This window comes from Labilibaculum euxinicum (assembly GCF_963678175.1).
GTDB lineage: Bacteria > Bacteroidota > Bacteroidia > Bacteroidales > Marinifilaceae > Labilibaculum > Labilibaculum euxinus.
In genome coordinates this window covers 4,696,219-4,718,395 of the sequence record NZ_OY782756.1, presented here as the reverse complement: position 1 = coordinate 4,718,395, position 22,177 = coordinate 4,696,219, and the positions used below count along the sequence as shown (strand labels likewise).

The following is a 22,177-nucleotide window of genomic DNA, read 5'->3' as shown; positions in this document are numbered from 1 at the left end:
AAATATATTTATCATGATTAAAAAATTAAGTCTACTTCTCATGGCAGTTTTACTGTTTATGGGAACTCAGGTAAAAGCAGATGAGGGGATGTGGATTCCTATGCTTTTGGAAAAATACAATATCGAAGACATGCAAAAAGCCGGATTTAAGCTTTCTGCAGCTGATATTTATGATATTAATAAGGCATGTTTGAAAGATGCAGTAGTTGGTCTGGGACGTGAAGGAAGTCCGTTTCATCACTTCTGTACCGGAGAGCTGATCTCTGATAAAGGACTGATTGTAACAAATCATCACTGCGGTTACGGAGCCATTCAAGCTCATTCTACTTTAGAGCACGACTATTTAAAAGATGGTTTTTGGGCCATGAGTCAAGACGAAGAATTAGTTAATGAAGGAATAACAGCTTCATTTTTAATTCGTATGGAAGATGTAACTGAGCAGGTTTTGGATAGTATTACCGATGATACCAAGGAGGAAGTTCGTCAGAAAATGATTGCCAGGCATATTAAGAAAATTCAGGATGCAACAGAAAAAGATTCGGACTATCGTGCGAGTGTTAAAGCCTTTTTTAATGGGAATCAATATTTTCTATCGGTATATGAGATATATAAAGATGTACGTTTGGTAGGTGCTCCTCCATCAGCAATTGGGAAATTTGGCGGTGATACAGATAACTGGATGTGGCCTCGTCATACGGGTGATTTTTCGATGTTTCGGATTTATGCCAACAAAGACAATAAGCCTGCTTCTTATTCAAAGGAGAATGTTCCAATGAAACCAAAACAGTCATTCAAAATTTCTCTTAAAGGTGTACATGAAGGTGATTTTACGATGGTTTTTGGATATCCGGGAACTACAACAGAATACCTAACATCTGATGCATTGGATTTAATGACAAAGGTTGATAATCCAAATAAAATCAAAATCAGAACAAAGAAATTGGATTTGATGAGAGCAGATATGGATGCTTCACCAATGGTTCGAATTCAATATTCAGCAAAATATGCAGGTGTTGCCAATTCATGGAAAAGATGGCAGGGGGAAATTACAGGACTAAAGCGATTGAATGCAATTGCCAAGAAAAAAGAATTGGAAGAAAAATTTGAAATCTGGGCAAATAGCAGTGACGATTTGAAGAAAAAATATGCTGGAATTGTAGCAGAAATGGGAGCCTTGTACAAAGAGTTGACTCCAATTAGTCTGGCCCGCGATTATGCCATTGAGGCTGGTATTCGTGGCTCAGAAGCTGTGACTTTTGCTGTTAAATTTAAGAAACTGGCAAGTCTGGCCAAAAAAGATCAGGATCAGCTTGTTGGTCTTGTTGCTGAATTGAAAAAGTCGAGCGAAGAGTTTTTCAAGAATTATAACAATCCAACTGATAAAAAGCTTTTGGCTGCTTTGCTGAAAATGTATAGCGAGAATCTGACCGATGAGTATCTGCCTAAAGAGATCGTAAATATCCGGGAGAAATACAATGGCGATTTCGAAGCTTATGCAGAGAAAGCAATGTCTAAATCGGTATTTGCTGACGAGAATAAATTGAATAATTTACTGGATAATTATAAATTATCATTTGGTAAGCGTTTGACTAAAGATCCTATTTTTGTTTTAGCAAACAGCATTTACTTCTTTTACGAATCGGAAATTTATCCGGTTTACAGCAAAATCATTAAAAAAACGACAAAGCTGCAACGCACCTATATGGCAGGTTTAATGGAAATGCAAAAAGATAGAACATTTTATCCTGATGCTAACTCTACATTCAGAGTTCATTATGGAAAAGTAGCAGGATACAAAGCCCGAAACGCTGTAACTTACGATTATTATACCACATTGGATGGAATTATTGAGAAAGACAATCCTGAGATTTTTGATTATGATGTTCCTCAAAAGCTAAGAGACCTTTATCATGCAAAAGATTTTGGAAATTACGCAAATGCAAAGGGCGAAATGCCGGTTTGTTTTGCAGCAACCAATCATACCACCGGAGGAAATTCGGGCAGTCCGGTTTTAAATGCCAATGGTGAGTTAATCGGTTTGAATTTTGACCGCGCTTGGGAAGGCGTAATGTCTGATTTAATGTACGATCCTGAGATTTGCAGAAACGTATCACTGGATATTCGCTACGTATTATTTCTTGTCGATAAATTTGCCGGAGCAGGATATTTATTGGATGAGATGAATATTGTGGAGTAATTATTTCCTGAGGGATACAAGAAAAATGTATTTCTCTTGTTATTTTATAAGAATTTCCTTGTACAATACAAAGGGGTTTCCTTGCATTAGGGAGCCCCTTTCCCTTGTACAAGGAAGAGGTTGAGCGCAGTGCAAGGGAAGTCTTGAGCCTGGTGCAAGGGAAAACTTGAGCGCAGTGCAAGAAAAAAAATAATCGTCGCAGTAGAAAAATATTTGTGACAATACCAAGAGTATAACAAACAAAATAAAAGAGATTGCTCCAACAAAAAGTTCTATTTTATTGTGATACTGTACTTTTAAAATGGCCTCTTTTTTATTAGTCAGAATTCAAGTTTCGGAAATGAAATAAAAGGGGCATATCTGCAATGTATTTTATTAATTACAAGGCAAATAGTAGTCTTTCAATGGATTAATAAATAGGATCGGATTATCTTCTTTTTTGAGGATGCTTTTTAGCTGACTGGGGCCGGACCAGGACGCAATCCAGCCAGGATTACGATTCGACATGAGTACAATTAAATCTGAATTTAGATTTTTTGAAAATTGAATTGCCTTCCGGTTGATGTTTCTGCTTTTGCACTCCGTTTTAACAATTTTGTATTCGAACTTAAACTGTTCAAACATTTTTTTAGTGAAGAGCAATGTAGCCTTTATGGTGCGATGATAAGCTTCGGATTTTTCATTGGGAGCAATCAGATGAATGATTGCATTGTTGAATCTTCCAAAATAACTGGCCCAGATCATTTTCTCTTTACTTTCTTTTTTGTAATCTATGGGAACGATTATATTCTTGTATTCACAATCTGTATTTGTTTGCTCTGTTACCAGTATAGAGGGAATTTTTGCTTTCAGTATCCATTTGAAAATGGCATTTCGGTTCAGAAAATGAGTTAGTGATCCTATAGGGAATTGTGTTACAATAAAAATTGCATCCAATTCTTGAATGCTGAGATTGGGTTCCCGCTTGCTGTTTTTTAGTTCTATTATTTTGTATGGGATTGACTGAAGATTGAATTTTTCAATCTGATAATGACTTATGGAGGGATGAGTTTTCCCCTTTAGTGTAGGGAAATTAGCAAAGGCTGCTTCCGCTTTAAAAAGTTTTGCCAAAGTGAAAGCATGTTTAATCGCGGCGTCAGAGCATTCAGGATCTTGAATTAAAACGAGTATATGTTGCTTCTTAATGCTCATTAAATAGAGAAAAAAATAAGTAATTGAGTTCTTGTATTCTGCACTTGTATGCGAATATAACCAAAAAAAACTTGTCAGTTTGATTCTAAGACCTACAAGAATTTTGAACAATGGTATTGACATAAAATGCTTGCTGATTTATGATTGTATTGAAGTGTTGAAATTGAAATTTATCAAGATCTGTTTTGTCATTATGAAGTTATTTAGATTTAATATGTATTTTATTTTTTTGTGTCTATTCCGTTATATATCATTTATTAATCCTACTCAAATACTTATCTTAGCACAGTCGGAATAGAATAAATGATAAACATAAGTTAGTACTGCGATATGGTGAAAGTGGCTGATCTGGTTGATAAACTTAATGCAAGTGTTATTTGTGGAAAAGATGATCTGAATCAGGACATAAGTTTTGGTTTTGCATCAGACTTAATGAGTGATGTACTAACTTTAGATACAGATAACCTGCTCTTAATAACAGGGTTAAATAATCTTCAGACAATTAGGACATCGGAAATGTCTGACATTTCTTACATTTTATTTGTGAGGGATAAGAAGGTCTCACAGGAAATGAAAGACTTGGCTTGTGAGAATAATATTACGCTGATTGAATGCAGTTATTCAATGTTTAAAGCATGTTCTATTTTGTGTGAAATGGGTTTAGAACCAGTATATTAAAGGGGATGGTATTTACATTTTGTATTGAGGGTGGCAATTTTTCTAAAGCAGGATCAGCTTCCAGTGAAGTGAAAAAAATATTGAAGCAGTTGAATGTTGATTCGAAGATAATTAAACGAACTGTGGTTTCATTGTATGAGGCTGAAGTAAACGTGGTCGCACACGCTTTCGACGGAGACATGATTGTGGAAATATTTCCGGATAAAATAGCAGTGAGAATTGAAGATAAAGGACCAGGGATACCTGATATTGATAAGGCAATGGAAAAAGGCTTTTCAACAGCAACTCCTAAAGTCCGGGAAATGGGTTTTGGTGCCGGTATGGGATTGCCGAATATAAAAAAGAATTCAGATGAAATGAATATTAGTAGTAAAGTTAATGTTGGAACAAAATTAGAAATCGTTAACTATCTGAAATAAAAAGAAGATGGAGAAGGCTCATTTTTATCATGCTCTTAAAGTGGTTGAGAAGGCTTGCATTGGTTGTACGCATTGTATGAATGTGTGTCCAACTTCGGCAATCCGTGTAAAAAATGGAATTGCTGATATTAATAAAAATGCCTGTGTTGATTGTGGCGAGTGTTTAAATTCGTGTCCGGTTAATGCAATTATCGTTGAGCAGGATGACTTTTCTCAAATTTTCCATTATAAACAACGGGTTGCTCTTCTTCCAACCGTTCTTTTAGGGCAATTCCCTGATGACATTTCCGAAAAGCAAATCTACTCTGTTATCCTTGAGTTAGGTTTTACTCATGTATATGAGGTGGACGAAACTGCTGATATTCTTACGGAAGTTACTAAAACTTACATGCAGAAGCATCATCAGGAACGTCCGTTTATTTCCAGCTTTTGTCCTGCAATCGTTCGCTTAATTCAGGTTAAGTTTCCTGCCTTGGTTGAGCATATTATTCACTTAAAGCCGGTTATTGATATTTCAGCAATATTTTATCGTGAAAAACTAAAAAATGAAGGGTTTAGTGATGATGAAGTGGGGATTTTCTACGTGACTCCATGTGCGGCAAAAATAGCGGCAGTGAAAAGTCCTGTTGGTGAAGATAAATCTTTTATAGATGGTGTTATCAATATGGATTTCATATACAATAAAGTATTGCTCAGTATTAAGCAAAACAAATCGAAAGAGCTAAAATATGAGTTGAACAAACACATATCCAGAAGAAGCATTGGCTGGACATTAACCAATGGAGAAGCATCACAATATTCCGGCAGATGCTTGGCTATAGATGAAATTCATAATGTGATTGAGGTGTTGGAGAAGCTGGAAAATGAGGAGATAACTGATGTTGATTTCGTGGAACTACGGGCTTGCGACCATTCTTGTGCAGGTGGTGTTTTAACTACAGAAAATAGATTTTTAGCCATAGAGAGATTACGGAAAAGAGCAGATTGGTATCATCGCAATAAACCGATAATACTTGAGCCGAAGGAAATTGAAGAGTATAGACCATATTTGTTGGAGAACATTTCCATTAAGAGCATTGAACCCCGCTCAATTTTAAGTTTGGATACTGATATGATGGAGGCGATGAAAAAAATGGAGAAGATCAATCGCATTCTAAAAGTTTTACCAAGTATCGATTGTGGTGCTTGTGGTGCTCCGCGTTGTCAGGCTTTAGCAGAGGATGTGGTACAAGGGAAAGCCAAGATGACACAATGTGTTTTTTTACAGAAGATGCTGACAAAAGAAGGTTTGATTACTCCTCAGGAGTCTTTTGATATCTCAGAAAATACCTGGGGGGTAAAAAGATTCGAAAAGAAAAACATAAACGATCATTAAATGATGAAAGTACAAGACATAGTTGATAAGCTGGGATTAAAAGTGTGCAGTGGATCTGCGGGTTTGAATCGCGAAATTGAAGGAGGATATACTTCTGATCTTTTAAGTGATGTGATGGGAAACGCAGATGAAAATCAGGTTTGGGTTACTTTGCAAACTCATAAAAATATCATGGCAATTGCCTCTTTAAAGGAGTTGGCGGCAATAATTCTTGTGAAAGGATACGAACCGGAAACTGATGCTGCTGAACAAAGTAATTTAGAGGGAATCCCTATTCTTTCATCAGAGGAGGAGGCTTTTGAATTAACTGGGAAATTGTTTGAGATGTTGAAGAAGTAAATGAATTGAAATGAAAGTTTTTCGAGCTGATTTGCATACTCATACTGTCCTGTCTCCATGTGGAGATTTGGAAATGAGTCCTGTGAATATCGTTCGGATTGCAAAAGAACGTGGTGTTGACATTTTAGGAATAACAGACCACAATTCAACCTTGCATGCAGCATTAATCAGGCAGTTGGCAGAAAAAGAAGGAATTATGGTGATGATGGGAGCAGAGGTTACCACCAAAGAAGAAGTTCATTGTTTGTGCTTTTTTGAAACTGAGCACTTGCTTTCTGATTTTCAAATTTACCTTGATCAACATTTGCCTAAGATTCCAAATGATACAAAATACTTTGGATATCAGGTTGTGGTGAATGAAGAGGAAGAGATTGTACAGGAAATAGAAAATTTGTTGATATCAGGCTTGAATCAGGGAATCAATGAGGTGGAACAAAAAGTTCATGAACTTCAAGGTTTGTTTATTCCAGCTCATATCAATAAAGCACAAAATAGTATTATTAGTCAACTGGGTTTTTTGCCGCCGGATTTAAAAGTGGATGCTTTGGAAATTTCAATGCATATCACGAAAGATGAGTTTTTAAGTAAGAATAAATATCTGAAAGGCTATACTTTTATCCAAAGTTCCGATGCGCATTATGTCGATAATATTGGTAATGTTTGCACGAATTTCTTTATGGAAGAGTTGAGTTTTGCAGAAATAAGGAAGGCTTTGAGCTTGAAAGATGGTCGGAAAATTGAATTAGAGAAGGAATGAAAGACTTGTCATTGCATATACTGGATATCATCCAAAATTCGGTGAGAGCTGAAGCGTCCAATGTTGAGTTGGAGATCAGGGAGGATTTGGAAAAAGACATCTATTCAATTTTAATTAAAGATGATGGATGTGGAATGTCGGATGAAGTTCTGAGCAAAGTATTGGATCCCTTTTTCACTACCCGAACCACACGTAAAGTTGGATTGGGTTTATCGCTGTTAAAGCAAAGTGCGGAGCAAACAGGAGGTAAGTTGGAAATTCATTCTAAAGAGGGAGTTGGAACAGAACTTCAGGTTTTGTTTTCTCATAAAAATATTGACAGACCCGTGATCGGGGATATTGCCGGAGTTATAGTGTTGTTGGTGAGTGCAAATCCAAATATGGATTTTGTATATAAGCATCATACAATGAAGGGCGAATATATTTTTGACACAAAAGAAGTAAAAGAAATACTGGAAGATGTTTCGGTAACAGATCCAAATATTATGCAGTATTTGAAGGAATTAATAAACGAGAACCTAAACACAATAATATAAATTTTAACCTTTAATAATTTGAGATTATGGCAAAAGTTAAATCCCTTGCAGATCTGAAGAGAATGAAAGAAGAGCTTCAGTCGAAGATGGATCTTAGGGAGAAAAGCAACGATCCGGAAGGCCTTGTGCAGATTAAAGTTGCAATGGCTACATGCGGAATTGCCTCAGGAGCTAAAGAGGTAATGGAATTCCTTATTGAAGAAACAGCAAAAAGAGGAATTCGGACTGTAGTTACCCAAACCGGATGTATGGGATATTGCTATGCAGAACCTACAATTGAGGTTCAGATTCCTGGGAAAGAGCCCATCGTTTTTGGCGATGTAGATATTAAAAAAGCTGACCAAATTGTTGAAAAATACATTAAAAATGGTGAATTGGTCGACGGAATAATACCTGTAAACTACAAAACTCTAGACTAAATCTAAACGAAACAACAATTATGGAAAAGTACAAAATGCATATTCTTATTTGTGGAGGTACCGGCTGCCGGGCTTCTGCCAGTGAGGCTATTCAAAATAATTTGCAAGATGCAATTAAAGCCAAAGGACTTGAAGATGAAGTACAGGTTGTAATGACCGGTTGCTTCGGATTTTGTGAAAAAGGCCCTATTGTGAAAATTCTTCCGGATAATACTTTCTATGTGGAAGTAAAACCTGAAGATGCAGAAGAGCTGATTGAAGAGCATATTATTAAAGGTCGTAAGGTGATGAGATTGCTTTATGTTGATCCTGAGAATAAAGAAACGATTAGTGATTCGAAACACATGGGATTTTATAAAAAGCAAATTCGAATTGCGCTTCGGAATTGTGGATTTATTAATCCTGAAAATGTTGATGAATACATTGCCAGAGATGGATATGCAGCCTTAGGTAAGTGTTTGGCTGAAATGACTCCGCAGACGGTAATCGATGAGATTAAGGAATCAGGATTACGCGGACGAGGAGGAGGAGGATTCCCAACTGGTTTAAAATGGGAATTTGCAGCAAAAAATGAAGCTGATCAAAAATATGTAGTTTGTAATGCTGACGAGGGAGACCCCGGAGCGTTTATGGATCGTTCTATTCTGGAAGGTGATCCGCACTCAGTTTTGGAGGCTATGGCTATTTGCGGATACACCATGGGAGCCGATAAAGGTGTGATTTATATTCGTGCTGAGTATCCTTTGGCGATTACCCGATTAAAAGTTGCGATTAAGCAAGCTCGTGAATACGGTTTGTTAGGCAACGATATTTTAGGTTCCGGATTTAATTTCGATGTTGAAATGCGTTACGGAGCCGGAGCATTTGTTTGTGGTGAAGAAACTGCTCTGATTCACTCGATGGAAGGTCTTCGTGGTGAACCTACCGTTAAACCTCCGTTTCCTGCTGAATCGGGGTATAACGGAAAACCAACGAATGTAAATAATGTTGAAACCTTTGCAAATATTCCTGTTATCATTAACAAAGGAGCAAGTTGGTTCAATAAAATTGGAAGTGAAAAATCAAAAGGTACCAAAGTATTCGCATTGGCCGGAAAAATCAACAATGTAGGTTTAATTGAAGTGCCAATGGGAACTACTCTTCGCGAAGTAATTTACGAAATCGGCGGAGGTATTAAAGATGGTAAAAAATTCAAGGCTGTTCAGACAGGTGGTCCTTCAGGAGGATGTTTAACAGAAAAACATTTAGATACTCCTATCGATTTTGATAATTTGATTGCTGCAGGTTCTATGATGGGATCGGGTGGTATGATTGTTATGGATGAGGATGATTGTATGGTGTCGATGGCTAAATTTTATTTGGAATTTACTGTTGAAGAATCTTGTGGTAAATGTACACCATGTCGTGTTGGTAACAAGCGTCTTCATGAATTGTTGGATAAAATCACCCTGGGGAATGGAACTAGAGAAGATCTGGATCTATTAAGAAATTTGAGTACTGTAATTAAAGATACTTCTCTTTGCGGATTGGGACAAACATCCCCAAATCCGGTTCTTTCAACACTTGAGAATTTTTATGACGAGTATATTTCTCACGTAGAAGATCACAAGTGTGCAGCAGGGCAATGTAAGGCTTTAATGCAATATGTAATTGATCCTGAATTGTGTGTAGGTTGTACTCTGTGCTCACGTAATTGCCCTGTTGATTGTATCGCAGGTGAACGTAAAGAAGCTCATATCATTGATGCATCGAAATGTATTAAGTGTGGTGCGTGTATGGAGAAGTGTAAGTTTAATGCAATAAGCATACAGTAAGGAGGATCTTGAATATGGAAAAAATGATCAAATTAACCATTGATAAAAAACAAGTAGAAGTACCTCAGGGAACTACTATTTTGGAAGCCGCCAAAGGAATAGGTGTTGATATCCCAACTCTTTGCTATATGCACCTTGGTGATATGGGAATTGAACACAAACCCGGCGGATGTCGAATTTGTGTTGTTGAAGTAGAGGGGCGTCGTAATTTGGCACCATCTTGTAATTCGAAGTGTGAGCAGGGTATGGTAATTCATACTCATAACATGAGAGTGCTAAATGCACGTAAAACTGTAATGGAGCTGATGCTTTCAGATCATCCATTCGATTGTTTGGTGTGTGCAAAATCAGGAAACTGTGATTTGCAGTCAACAGCTCAACAATTAGGTGTTCGTGAATTGCATTATAAAGGTGAGCAATCAACCTATAAAGTTGATTATTCTCCATCGATTATTCGCGATATGGACAAATGCATTATGTGTCGCAGATGTGAAACCATGTGTAACGATGTACAGACTGTTGGAGCTCTTTCTGCTGTAAACAGAGGTTTCCAATCTGTTGTTGCTCCGGCATTCGAAATGGATTTAGAGAAATCAACCTGTACTTACTGCGGACAGTGTGTTGCAGTTTGTCCTACAGGAGCTCTTACCGAAAAAGACCATACCAATCAGCTGATTAGAGATCTTGCAGATCCTAAGAAAACTGTTGTTGTTCAAACGGCTCCTGCTGTGCGTGCTGCTCTTGGCGAAGAATTTGGAATGGAACCGGGAACTTTGGTTACCGGAAAAATGGTTTCAGCTTTACGTCAGCTAGGTTTTAACAGCGTTTTTGATACCGATTTTGCTGCTGATCTTACCATTATGGAAGAAGGAACAGAATTATTGGATCGCTTAAAAAGACATTTAGATGGAGATAAAGATGTTAAACTACCAATTTTAACCTCTTGTTGTCCGGGATGGGTGAACTTCTTTGAGCATCATTTTCCTGAAATGAAGGATATTCCTTCTACAGCCCGTTCTCCTCAGCAAATGTTTGGCCCTATAGCTAAAAATTATTTAGCGAAAGAAATGGGAATTAAACGTGAAGACATGATTGTTGTTTCTATTATGCCATGCTTGGCTAAGAAATACGAATGTCAGCGTGATGAGTTTAAAGTTGACGGCGATCCTGATGTTAATTATTCGATATCAACCCGTGAGTTGGCTAACTTGATTAAGCAGGCTAATATGGATTTAAAAACTCTTCCTGATGAAGAATTTGATAATCCACTTGGTGAATCTACTGGTGCAGGTGTAATTTTTGGTGCTACGGGTGGTGTAATTGAGGCTGCTGCCCGTACTGCTTATGAAGTTTATACCGGAAAAACATTAGAGAATGTGAATTTCGAGGCTTTACGTGGTATGGAAGGTATTAGAAGTGCCACGGTAGATTTTAATGGATTAGATGTTAATATTGGTATTGCTCATGGTTTGGGGAATGCCCGTAAACTTCTTGAAGATATCCGCGATGGTAAATCGCAATATCATGCAATTGAGATCATGGCTTGTCCTGGAGGTTGTATTGGTGGTGGTGGTCAGCCATTGCACCATGGTGATTCTTCAATCTTGAAAAAACGTGCAGCAGCTCTTTATCGTGAAGATGAAGGAAAAGCTATCCGTAAGTCTCACGAGAATCCATACATTATTAAATTGTATGAAGAGTTCCTGGGTAAGCCATGCGGTGAATTATCTCATAAATTATTGCATACTCATTACTTTGATAAGAGTAAAGATGTTGAGATTGAATAGTTTTAAATAGAAATGAGATTATAGTCCCGATAACTATCGGGATGAGTAATGAGAGAAAAGAAAAAACCTGAATCTCAAATCTCACATCTAAAATTTTTAAAATATTATGGCAAAAATTAAATTAGCAAAATCCAAAGTGGATAAACTTGTGGAGATTTGCAAATCATTTGATAATGAAGGAAGCGAATTGATTAATGTGCTTCATAAAGCTCAGGAGACCTTTGGGTATCTTCCAGCTGAAGTTCAGGAAATCATTGCCCGCGAATTGAACGTTTCTGTTGCTCATGTGTATGGTGTAGTTACATTCTATTCATTTTTCTCGATGGTACCCAAAGGTGAATTCCCAATTTCTATTTGTATGGGAACAGCTTGTTATGTTAGAGGTGCTGAGAAGGTGTTGGAAGAATTCAAACGTCAGTTGAGTGTTCCTGTTGGCGAAACTACCGAAGATGGTAAGTTCTCAATAAGCTGTTTGCGTTGCGTAGGAGCTTGTGGATTAGCACCGGTTGTTACTATCGGAGAACGCGTTTACGGACGTGTTTCTGCTGGTGACGTAGCTGATATTATTAAAGAATATCAAAAATAGAACCGGATTATAATTTTAAGCCTTCGGCCAATGGTCGAAGGTTTTTATTATTACAGATTTTTATTGTCAATTTAAATTATATCTGATCTTGAAGCAAAAAAAAACACTGCATTTTTTGCAGTGTTTTTAAATTAAATATTTTAAGATGATTTAGAAATTATCATCATCAGTTTCTTTCATAGTTGGATTGAATTCCCACATGTTGCTAAGGTAACCGTTACCGTAGCCAGTTACAATAAATCCTCTGTTGTTTAAAGAGAAACCAACAGCACCTTCTCTTACGCCAACTTCATATTCTAAAGATGTTTTTTCGTTCCAATCATCAGTTGCAGGGTTGTATTCCCATACCTCATTTGTATAAGATCCAGTTTTACCTGTAGCCACATAACCTTTGTTGTTAATCACAAAAGAAACAGCCTCAGAACGTTGTACATCTTCCCATTTGTTATCTTTATTCAAACTTTTTTTGGCTGTAAACCCTACTGCCGGATCAAATTCCCATACGTCATTGGCACTGCCTTCCCCTGAGATAATATAGGCTTTTCCATTAATAACAAAGCTGGTTGTATTTTTACATTTTTCGCCGTTGAAGTTAATTTTAGACCAAACTCCGCTCTCAAATTTGTAAAAATCTTTAAGAAGGCTTCTGTCTTCTCCTTCAAGGAAACCGTACCCTGTTCCAACATATCCAACGTTATTGATTGAGAATGCTACAGCATCTTGTCTTTTACTGCCAGGAAATTCGTTTGTTACTAAAGCCCAGGTTCCAATTTCGTTACCTTCAGCATCAACAGCTGGAGTATATTCATAAAAATCAGATAACCGCTGGTCTTCGTCATCTCTACCTGTACCTACGTAACCTTTACCGTTAGCTTCAAATGCAACAGCTTTCATTCTTGCTGTACCTGGGAAATCTGCAATTTTCTCCCAATCTCTTTCAATTGTATATTTGTAGAATGAAGTTAATGCATCTTTACCATTAAAACCTGTTCCAACATAAACAGCATTATCGATAACAAAGCTAACAGCTCCACTACGCTCAATACCTGGAAAAGTTGAGCTTTTAATCCAGTTTCCATCTAGGTTGTCACTGCTGCCACAGCTGGTTATAAATAGAGATAATGCGAAAAATGCAAATAGTAATCTTAGTTTCATTTGTTATTAGTTTATCAATAAATATTGTAATTATTTAACTTTAAAAAAGAAGAGAAAAAAGCATTCTCATCCGTATTGAGGACAAATATAAATAAAATTCAATAGGATTGTTTTTCTGTTCCTGAAAATATTAGGTTGTTTAGAAAAATTAACATTTAGAATAACGATATTTTATATACATTTGCGGGTTGTCTGACAATTATAGTTACTTGTTGGCATATTTTTTTGTTCATGACTTATCTTTTTCCTATATGATTAGTAAACCGTATTTATTAAAAATGAGAAAACTTATTAGTATACTATTTGTTTCTGCTCTTTGGTTTTTTACCAGTTGCAATTCAGATACTTTTCAGGAACACGAGATTGGTGACAATTTAATTGATAAATCGACCGAAGTGCATTTAATAGACACATTTACTGTGCGAAGTGCAACTGTGAAATTAGATTCGTTACTAACTTCAGGTTATAGTAATGTTTTATTTGGAGGATACCATGATGAATTTTTTGGTGAGGTTAGCTCTGAATTTTATACTACATTAGGGTTGGGGGGTGCTTTTGAAATGGGAGCTGATGCAAATGGGAAGAAAAATGTAAAATTGCAATTTGACTCTTTGGTCTTTATAGGTTTTCCGGATACACGTTATTATGGAGATACCTTACAGGAACAAATAATTAGCTTTCATAAACTAAAGGAAGAAATCGATTTGCCGAATGGTCAGATTGGATTCTACGGGCATCATACTATTGCACATGATGAAGTTGCATTTGGAAGCGCGTCATTTTATCTTAAACCTAGAAAGCAGTCGGTAGAAATTAAGACAATCGGTGATAAAACGATACCTGAGATAGAGAGGGAAAGAGACGGTTTGCGTTTGAGGATAGATGATGCATTTGGTTGGGATATTATAAACCGGGTTAATGCGGATGATGATACGTTACAGAATATTTTCAAGTGGAGAAATTTTTTTAATGGAATGGTTTTGAAGCCAGGTTCAGAGAATTCAGCATTGTTTTCGTTTAAATTAGGGGCTCCGGGTATGAATTTACGTCTATATTTTACTTATGAAGGAGGTGATAGAGGTTATCATGATTTCCCGGTTATACTAGCTGCGCCCAGACAAGGAGAAAATGGTTTAGCATATTATAATTTTTCCAATTTTGTCTCCGATAAAAGTTCTACACCTCAAGATTTGGGACGAATTGTTGAAGAAACGGAAGAATTGAAATCGGAAGAGACTGATGACCTTGCATTTATTCAGGGAGGAATTGGATTTTATGCAAAAGTGAAAATTCCTTACGTTGAAAATTTAAATAACCTTGGTGTTACAGGTGGTGTGTTGAAATCTGAGTTGATTTTTTATCCTTTAGAGGGAAGTTTTGATAACTCCATTTTCAGGTTGCCATCATCTGCGATTAGTGTGTATGTTACAAATAGAGATAACAATAGAGTTATGGCGTTAACAGATTCAAGAGGTGCGGCTTTAAGGGCTGTATATAATAATTACACCGAACATAAAAATGAATCTTATTATTCTATCGATTTAACAAGCTATGTTAATGATATTCTTACTAATGGTCAGGACTATGAAGATGCTTTATTAATAGGTTTTCCTTATGAAAGTATTGGAAATACAATCGATCGGATGATTATTGAAAATGATCCTGATTCTGACTTTAGAATTCGCCTTAAAACAACTTACGTTGTACAAAATTAATTACCAAACGTTGAATAATATTAATTGCAATTATATGTGGAACGTAAGAATGAATACTAACTTTTTTAATTCTACCGGAAAAATTACAGCACTGCTTATTTTAGGTCTGTTACTAATAACTTCGAATGTTTTTTCTCAAAATAATACAAGCTCTCCTTATTCTTATTTTGGATTGGGTGAGCGAATGCAAAATATGAATGGAAATAGTGCTGCAATGGGCGGTGTTAGCTATGGTTATAAGAGAGGTGATGTTCTTAACTTAAGTAATCCGGCATCCTTGAGTAGTATTGACAGCTTAAAATTCCATTTTAATATTGGTACAACTTTTAAGTTTAGCAAATTAAATCAAGGGGATAAGAGTGATCACTTTAATGATTTTAATTTGTCGAGAATAGCATTTGGTTTTAAAGTTTCTCATAGATATGGAACAGCTTTATCTATTTCGCCTTATTCCAGTTTAGGTTATGATATCACCAAACGTGATAAAATACTTGGAGATTCAAGAAGTGTGATTAGATCCCTGTTAGGAACCGGAGGGCTAAATCAGTTTGTGTGGTCGAACGGAGTTCAGTTAAGTAAAGATTTATCATTGGGGGTAAATGGTATTTATTTATTTGGAAACAATACCCGAAGCGAAGATGTCGTAATTGAAGGTGGGGCTTCTACGGTTTATAGTGGAAAAACAGAATTAATATCTAAGGGCTTATATTTTAATTTGGCTTTGCAATACGAAAGAACCTTTGGAGATTATAAAATTAATTTTGGAGGTATGTATCAGCCGAACATTAGTGTGGATGCTAAAAAGATTACAAGTGTTTATGTTTCAAATAGTTCTGCAAGTAGATTTGAAGATGAGGATCGTGGAACTTTTGATGTTCCGGAAAGTTTTGGTGTGGGTTTTGGATTAAATAAGGGAAAACACCTTTGGTTTGGCGGCGATTATACTCATGAAAAATGGAGTGGAACAAGAATTTTTGATGAAGCTACGGATCTGGTTAATCGTGACAAGTTTAGTCTTGGAATGGAGTATAATGCCAATGATGGTTATGCAAGGAAATTCATAAAGAAAATGACTTATCGGATGGGCGGATTTTACGATAACGGCTATATAAAAGTTGGAGGTAATAATATTGACTCTTATGGGCTTAGTTTGGGACTTGGAATTCCGATGGCACAACAGAAAGGAATGTTGAATATAGCAGTAGAATTTGGTAGTACAGGAACCTTAAATAATAATATGGTTCGTGAAGATTACACGCGGGTAACAATCGATTTTAATTTGTTTGAAACTTGGTTTGTGAAGCGGAAGTATCAATAAAAAAAATGTATTAAATTATAGATAACCCAAGGTATTAACGACCTTGGGTTTTTTTATGGATTGAGAAAAGGAACTAAATCTTAAACTCTAAATTATTATTGAATCAGAATAATAATGTTTAATTTTGATCTGGAAACTAACAAAATACATGAAAATACAGGGTCGTATATACTATCCGTTTTTCGTGACAATACAGCGCAAAACATGAAAATGATCTACAAACCTCAGGAGTATCGGATTAAAGATGAAAGGATGAAACCTTTTATTGATGAATCTGAAATTTGGGAGATTTTGGAAGAAGCCCAGCCAACCGAAGAAAATGTTCGTCGGATTATTCAAAAATCATTGGATAAGAATCGATTAAGCTTGCAGGAGACTGCCGTTTTGTTAAAGGTTGAAGATGAGAAATTAATCGAAGAGATTAAAGCTGGAGCAAGAACACTTAAGGAAAAGGTATATGGTGACCGTATCGTTATTTTTGCTCCTTTGTATATTGGGAATAAGTGTGTAAACAATTGTACATATTGTGGTTTTAGAGCCTCAAATATCAAACAAAAAAGGACAACCCTTGCGCACGAGCAAATTAAAGCGGAAGTTAAAGCCTTAGAGGATTCTGGTCAAAAAAGACTGATTCTGGTTTATGGTGAACACCCAATGTACGATGCTGATTTTATTGCTGATTCAGTAAAAACAGTCTATGATGTGAAATCGGGTAATGGTGAAATACGGAGAGTAAACATCAATGCAGCTCCTCTTGATATTGAAGGGTTTAAAATAGTTAAGGAATCTGGGATTGGAACCTATCAGATTTTTCAGGAAACCTATCACCGGGAGGCATATGCTAAATATCACTTAAGTGGCAAAAAGAGAGATTTTAATTGGCGCTTAACTGGTCTTGACAGAGCGCAGGAGGCATTAATTGATGATGTTGGTATTGGTGCATTGTTTGGCTTGTATGATTGGAAATATGAAGTGTTGGGTTTGCTTCGTCATGTGAATCATTTCGAGGCTTGTTATAATGTTGGACCACACACGATCTCTTTCCCACGAATTAAAGCCGCTTCTGATTCTAATATTGATCCAGAATTTGAAGTTAGCGACAAGGATTTTGTTAGACTTGTTGCGATTCTTAGACTGGCAGTTCCTTATACTGGAATGATTCTTACAGCCAGAGAATCAAAGGAAATCCGGCAAGAGGTAATTAAGCTTGGTGTTTCTCAGATTGATGCGGGCACTAATATTCAATTAGGAGGATATTCCGAAGATAATGCTAAAGAGCAAAAATTAGAACAGGAACAATTCGAAATAGGAGATCCCCGTAGTTTATCGGAAGTGATTGATGAGCTTCTGGAGAAAAAGTATTTGCCTTCATTCTGTACTGCCTGTTACCGGAAAGGTAGAACGGGGGAGCATTTTATGGAGTTTTCGGTTCCTGGTTTTATAAAACGGTTTTGTTCTCAAAATGCGATTCTAACTTTAGCTGAGTACTTGGAGGATTATGCCACACCAGAAATGAAAAAGAAAGGATATGATTTAATTGATGTGAAAATAGACGAATTGAAAGATTTCCAGAAAACTGAAGATTTGCACAAGCGCTTAGAGCTGGTTAAGCAGGGTGAGCGTGATCTTTATTATTAGCAAACTGAAAAGGATTTTGATTTTTGGAGATGAGATGTTTTTTGTAACTTGTTACTAATCCGTCTGATAACTCTAAATTCGTTCTTATGGAAACATCATCTATTTGGATATTTGGTATTCTTATCCGCGACAAGGAAAAAGAAGATGGTTGTGTACAGAAAATTCTTGTTCAATATGCAGATTCTATTAAAACCCGCTTGGGTTTATTCGATGTGGAACATCGGAAGAGTCATCCTCAAGGGTTGCTGTTGATTCAGGTGATTGGATCAGAAAAAGAAATGGAACGATTCGAAAAAGAAATTTATATGATTGAAGGAGTTGAAATTCAGCATATGATGTTTGAGTCGTAACGATTAAAAAAAGTCCGGTAATGCCGGACTTTTTTTAATTCGCTTTTTCCAGATCAATATAAAAATGAGCACCCTTGCCAGTCTCACTCTCACACCAAACTTTTCCTTTCATAGCTTCTATATATTTTTTCACAATGGATAATCCCAGGCCGGTTGATTTCTCTCCTGCAGTTGGTTTTGTACTTAAAATCTGGAATTTTCCAAATAGTTTTTTCTGATCTTCTATTGGAATTCCCGGTCCTTCATCACTAATAACCGATCTTACCATTTGTCCCTCTTCCCAAATTCGGATATTTATATTTTTATTAGAGGGAGAAAATTTTATCGCATTTGAAATTAAGTTTTCATATACTTGAGTCATATAGTTTCGGTCTACCATGGCATAGGCATCATAAACATCAAGCTTTAGCGTTAACTGTTTTCTTTTAAGATGATCTTTAAAGTTGAAATTTACAGCTTCTATTAATTTTTTAAGATTAGTTTTTTCCAATTGTAAATTAATATTTTTTGATTCAATCATTCCAATATCAAGTATTTTAGTAATCATGTTATTCATGCGTTGAAGGGCTTTTAGCATGAAATTGACATTCTCTAAATTTTCAGGATGATTGCTTTCCTCCATCTGCGATTTTAAATATTCTGTAATAGAAATGGTTGATGTTAAAGGATTTTTTAAATCATGAGCTATGATTCCAATCAAGTGATTCTTCTCATTATTTAGTTCTGTTAGTTCATTGTTTTTTTGTTCAATTTCCTCTTTTTTGATTTTAACCTCCTTGTTGGCTTTCTGCAATCTTCGGCTTTGAATTTCAATGTTTCGATACGATTGAGCATTCTCAATTGCGATGCTCGCATATACTGCAATATTTTGTAATAAGGAAAGATGATATTCCTGGAATGCTTTTTTAGCGAAACTTTGAACTGTAATAACTCCTGTAATTTTGTTTTTTATTTTTAAAGGCAAATAAATAACCGATTGAGGAGTACCGGTTTTTTCGATAGGTATAATTTTAGTAATGTATTTTCGGTATTCCTTTTCAAGATCAGATATGAATAATTCTTTGTCGTTTTTAAAACAATAAACAGCTAACCGAGTGTCATCTTCAAGAGCAAATTCTACCGAATCAAGATCTTTTCCCACTTCTTTAATTCTTGGGAAAATAAGGCAATTATTCTCTGCATGGTAAATACCTATCCCAAAAATTGAAGCATCCATTAATTCATTTACCGACTCGTAAACCGTGTCAATTATTTTCTCAACAGATAAGCTGGCTGTAACAGCTTTACCTATATCATTCAAATGAATTAGATTCATATAGGATTTTTGAAGGTGTTGAGATTGTGTCAGTATTTCATCTTTCTGGTTTTGTAAAACCTTATTTTTTGATTCAATTTCTGAATTTTGAAGACTTATCTCTTGCGTTTTTTCTTTAACTAGTTTCTCCAGTTCTTTCTTTTTTTGCTGAATGTTTTGAATGCGAATTCTAACAATCAGGTAAATAGATAGGCCAATAAGTAGAAGACCAATGCTTCTGGCCCACCAGGTATTCCACCATGGCGGACTTATTGAGAATTTGTATTCGTAGGCTTTGGGAGTCCATACTCCATCACTGTTTGATGCCTTAACTTTTAAAGTGTAATCTCCCGGAGGAATTCGAGAGTAAACAGCTTCATTTTTTGAGCTTATTGGTGACCAATCCTGATCCAGGTCTTCTAATTTCCATTGATATTTTACTTTTTCAGGTGCTTTGTAGCTGAGGGCTTCAAAATTAAAACTAAGGTGATTCATATCGTGAGTTAGTTTTAAATCCTGAGGAAGAGGAAACCATGGATTTACACCGCTAAGATATTTGCTGTATTTTTCATCTCTCCAATTCACCGTCTTGAAAAATAGTTTGATATCGGTAAGTTGAATGGTTGGTGGAATTTTGTTGATCTGATCTTTACTCGGATTGAACATCATTGCTCCGTTAATGGTTCCGAACCAAAGGTTTTTATTTGCATCGATATAATTACAACTTCCGTTGTTTTCAATACCAATAAAACCATCATATTTATTATAGTTTCTTATCGAAGATATTTCTCCAGATTTAGAGTATTCTATTTTATCAACACCATTCTGAACGCCGGCCCAAACTGTACCTTCTTTATCAGTAAGAATTGAGTAAACTATGTTAGAGCTTAGGCCTTTTTCAGAAGTTAGATAGGTCCAGTTGATACCGTCCCAAATATTGATGCCGCCACTAAATGTGGCAGCCCAAATTCGACCCAAAGAATCTTCTGTTACCTGCATCACCCATTTGTAATTCAGGCCATTGGTTTCATCAAAATTGATTACTTTTTCTCCATCATACATCGATAAGCCCTGGAAATGGCAAAACCAGGCCCGCTTTTTGGAATCTACATAAACACTGGTGATAAAATCAACCTTTAATCCATGACTCTGATTTGAAATCTGAGTTCTCTTTTTGTTTTTATCGATGTGAATAACGCCCATTCCTTGTGTTGTAAGCCATAATTCATCATCAACACTTAAAATGTCAATTACTCCGGTACCAATAGGAAGACCATAGCGTTCTGAAACCTCTTTAAATGAAGAACCGTTAAACTCGAATATGCCATTGAAGCCAGCCATTAATAATTTTCCGTTGGGAAGTTCATGAAAATCCCTAATGTTTAGCAGACCGTGATTATCTTGCGGAGTAAAAGTTTTTTTGTGGTTTTTTCTGAATTGAACGACTCCTTTGCCGGCAATACTAAACCAGTAATTTTTTTTAGAATCTTGAAAAATTGCTCTGACAATATTTCCTCCAATATCATTAACAAAGCTGAGTGAAAGAAACTTGTTATCGCCATATTTTACCAGACCATTTCCATTGGTTGTAAGCCATATATTTCCTGAATTATCTTCAACGATAGTATTGATAAATGGATTAATTAAGCCCCGACTGCCATCTATTATTTTCACTTTCTCTCCATCAACCAAAACAACACCGGTTCCGCCAACACTAACCCATAATATTTGATTCGAATCAAGCATCATATTTCCAATGTTTAAGGGGGGTATTTCATCAGGTAATTTAATTTGGATCGGTTTTTTATTTTCAATTCTGTAAATTTTATTGCCATATCCAGGAATGAAATTTCGAAACCAAATCTGATTACTCGCATCCTGAAGTACAGGAATAATAATTTGATCAGCAAATTCAGGCAGATTGTTATAGTCAGATCTGGAAAGTTTTTCGTCTATGTAAGTGTAAAGCCCATTTCTGGTCGTGATGAATAAAGTTTTTTCATTATCCATGAAAATGGATAAAACCCGATTGTTTTTATTTAATTCCGGGTGCTTATCTCCAAAATCAGAGAAATGCCCATTGTTGTATTGCATTAAAAATCTGTTGTTTTGATCGGCTCCAAGAGCCCATATTCTGCCTTTGTTGTCTTCAAGTATTTGAAAGTAAATTGCGTTTAGGAGACTGTCTTTTTTATCGTAATTATGGAACGAGACACCATTAAAACTGGAAATGCCAATACTGGTTCCTATCCATAAATTGTCTTTTGTGTCTTGTAGCAATGCCCTTATATTGTTGTCGGCAAGACCATGAGTTTTGTTGTAGGAGAAAAATTCTTTGCCATTAAACCGGGATATTCCTCCTCCGTTTGTTCCCATCCATAGGTTTCCCTTTTTATCCTGAATTAAACAGAATACCTCAGATTGAGGCAGACCTTCTTCAAGGGAATAATTCTTAAAACTATATTGTTGAGCCTGACTAGGATTATTAGGGATCAAAGTCAGAAAAAAGGAAATTAAAATTGTAATAGAGTACCTCATGTATCCTTATTTTCGATGTGGTGAAACTTAGTTAAGATACAATTTTTTTTTGAGGTAGTAAAGGCTTAAAA

General features: G+C 36.0%; 18 protein-coding genes. 15 read left to right on the top strand and 3 right to left on the bottom strand.

The annotated features are described in order from the left end of the window. Window positions 1-13: 13 nt before the first annotated feature. Window positions 14-2,197, top strand: coding sequence for a S46 family peptidase (locus ACY0M5_RS18585; protein WP_461630191.1), 2,184 nt, complete (start codon window positions 14-16; stop codon window positions 2,195-2,197). 375 nt (window positions 2,198-2,572) lie between these two features. On the opposite strand, the gene ACY0M5_RS18580 is transcribed toward ACY0M5_RS18585, so the two are convergent. Beyond that, the gene (locus ACY0M5_RS18580; RefSeq protein WP_461630190.1) at window positions 2,573-3,307 is read right to left on the bottom strand and encodes an adenine nucleotide alpha hydrolase family protein; all 735 of its coding nucleotides are present in this window, start codon (window positions 3,305-3,307) and stop codon (window positions 2,573-2,575) included. 411 nt (window positions 3,308-3,718) lie between these two features. On the opposite strand from ACY0M5_RS18580, the gene ACY0M5_RS18575 reads away from it, so the two are divergent. From ACY0M5_RS18575 to ACY0M5_RS18530, 10 genes are all read left to right on the top strand, one after another. Further along, window positions 3,719-4,066 (top strand): DRTGG domain-containing protein, encoded by a 348-nt coding sequence (locus ACY0M5_RS18575; RefSeq protein ID WP_156194338.1) that lies wholly within the window; start codon window positions 3,719-3,721, stop codon window positions 4,064-4,066. A gap of 5 nt (window positions 4,067-4,071) precedes the next feature. Further along, window positions 4,072-4,485, top strand: a complete 414-nt coding sequence (locus tag ACY0M5_RS18570) for an ATP-binding protein (protein WP_124991228.1) — start codon at window positions 4,072-4,074, stop codon at window positions 4,483-4,485. A gap of 7 nt (window positions 4,486-4,492) precedes the next feature. Further along, on the top strand, window positions 4,493-5,860 hold the full coding sequence (locus ACY0M5_RS18565) for a [Fe-Fe] hydrogenase large subunit C-terminal domain-containing protein (RefSeq protein WP_124991227.1): 1,368 nt from the start codon (window positions 4,493-4,495) through the stop codon (window positions 5,858-5,860). Continuing rightward, window positions 5,861-6,199 carry a serine kinase gene (locus ACY0M5_RS18560; protein ID WP_225441298.1) on the top strand — a complete coding sequence of 113 codons (339 nt, stop codon included), beginning with the start codon at window positions 5,861-5,863 and terminating at the stop codon, window positions 6,197-6,199. It begins immediately after the preceding gene. A gap of 10 nt (window positions 6,200-6,209) precedes the next feature. Continuing rightward, window positions 6,210-6,956, top strand: a complete 747-nt coding sequence (locus ACY0M5_RS18555) for a PHP domain-containing protein (RefSeq protein ID WP_461630189.1) — start codon at window positions 6,210-6,212, stop codon at window positions 6,954-6,956. Beyond that, window positions 6,953-7,492 (top strand): ATP-binding protein, encoded by a 540-nt coding sequence (locus ACY0M5_RS18550; protein WP_124991225.1) that lies wholly within the window; start codon window positions 6,953-6,955, stop codon window positions 7,490-7,492. The genes ACY0M5_RS18555 and ACY0M5_RS18550 overlap by 4 nt, the downstream gene beginning before the upstream one ends. A 26-nt stretch (window positions 7,493-7,518) precedes the next feature. After that, window positions 7,519-7,911: a (2Fe-2S) ferredoxin domain-containing protein gene (locus tag ACY0M5_RS18545; protein WP_101308746.1), complete on the top strand. Its 393-nt coding sequence runs from the start codon at window positions 7,519-7,521 to the stop codon at window positions 7,909-7,911. 20 nt (window positions 7,912-7,931) lie between these two features. Next, window positions 7,932-9,725: an NADH-quinone oxidoreductase subunit NuoF gene (locus ACY0M5_RS18540; protein ID WP_101308745.1), complete on the top strand. Its 1,794-nt coding sequence runs from the start codon at window positions 7,932-7,934 to the stop codon at window positions 9,723-9,725. Between the two features lie 23 nt (window positions 9,726-9,748). Beyond that, window positions 9,749-11,512: an NADH-dependent [FeFe] hydrogenase, group A6 gene (locus ACY0M5_RS18535; RefSeq protein ID WP_101308866.1), complete on the top strand. Its 1,764-nt coding sequence runs from the start codon at window positions 9,749-9,751 to the stop codon at window positions 11,510-11,512. 106 nt (window positions 11,513-11,618) lie between these two features. Further along, entirely contained in the window at window positions 11,619-12,098 is a 480-nt protein-coding gene (locus ACY0M5_RS18530; protein WP_101308744.1) for an NADH-quinone oxidoreductase subunit NuoE family protein, read from the top strand. A gap of 150 nt (window positions 12,099-12,248) precedes the next feature. Here the strand turns inward: ACY0M5_RS18530 and ACY0M5_RS18525 are convergent, their stop codons facing one another. Next, a complete protein-coding gene (locus ACY0M5_RS18525; protein WP_461630188.1) occupies window positions 12,249-13,253 on the bottom strand; it encodes a Kelch repeat-containing protein in 1,005 nt (334 codons plus the stop codon). 278 nt (window positions 13,254-13,531) lie between these two features. On the opposite strand from ACY0M5_RS18525, the gene ACY0M5_RS18520 reads away from it, so the two are divergent. From ACY0M5_RS18520 to ACY0M5_RS18505, 4 genes are all read left to right on the top strand, one after another. After that, window positions 13,532-14,968: a DUF4270 family protein gene (locus tag ACY0M5_RS18520; protein ID WP_461630187.1), complete on the top strand. Its 1,437-nt coding sequence runs from the start codon at window positions 13,532-13,534 to the stop codon at window positions 14,966-14,968. A gap of 34 nt (window positions 14,969-15,002) precedes the next feature. After that, window positions 15,003-16,286 (top strand): hypothetical protein, encoded by a 1,284-nt coding sequence (locus ACY0M5_RS18515; protein WP_124991220.1) that lies wholly within the window; start codon window positions 15,003-15,005, stop codon window positions 16,284-16,286. A gap of 114 nt (window positions 16,287-16,400) precedes the next feature. Further along, window positions 16,401-17,924, top strand: coding sequence for a [FeFe] hydrogenase H-cluster radical SAM maturase HydG (gene hydG / locus ACY0M5_RS18510; RefSeq protein WP_231610165.1), 1,524 nt, complete (start codon window positions 16,401-16,403; stop codon window positions 17,922-17,924). Window positions 17,925-18,010: 86 nt separating this feature from the next. Next, window positions 18,011-18,274, top strand: coding sequence for a hypothetical protein (locus tag ACY0M5_RS18505; protein WP_124991219.1), 264 nt, complete (start codon window positions 18,011-18,013; stop codon window positions 18,272-18,274). 34 nt (window positions 18,275-18,308) lie between these two features. Here ACY0M5_RS18505 and ACY0M5_RS18500 read toward each other — a convergent pair whose 3' ends face one another. Beyond that, complete coding sequence (locus tag ACY0M5_RS18500) at window positions 18,309-22,106, bottom strand: sensor histidine kinase (protein ID WP_461630186.1); 3,798 nt, start codon at window positions 22,104-22,106, stop codon at window positions 18,309-18,311. Window positions 22,107-22,177 lie beyond the last annotated feature (71 nt).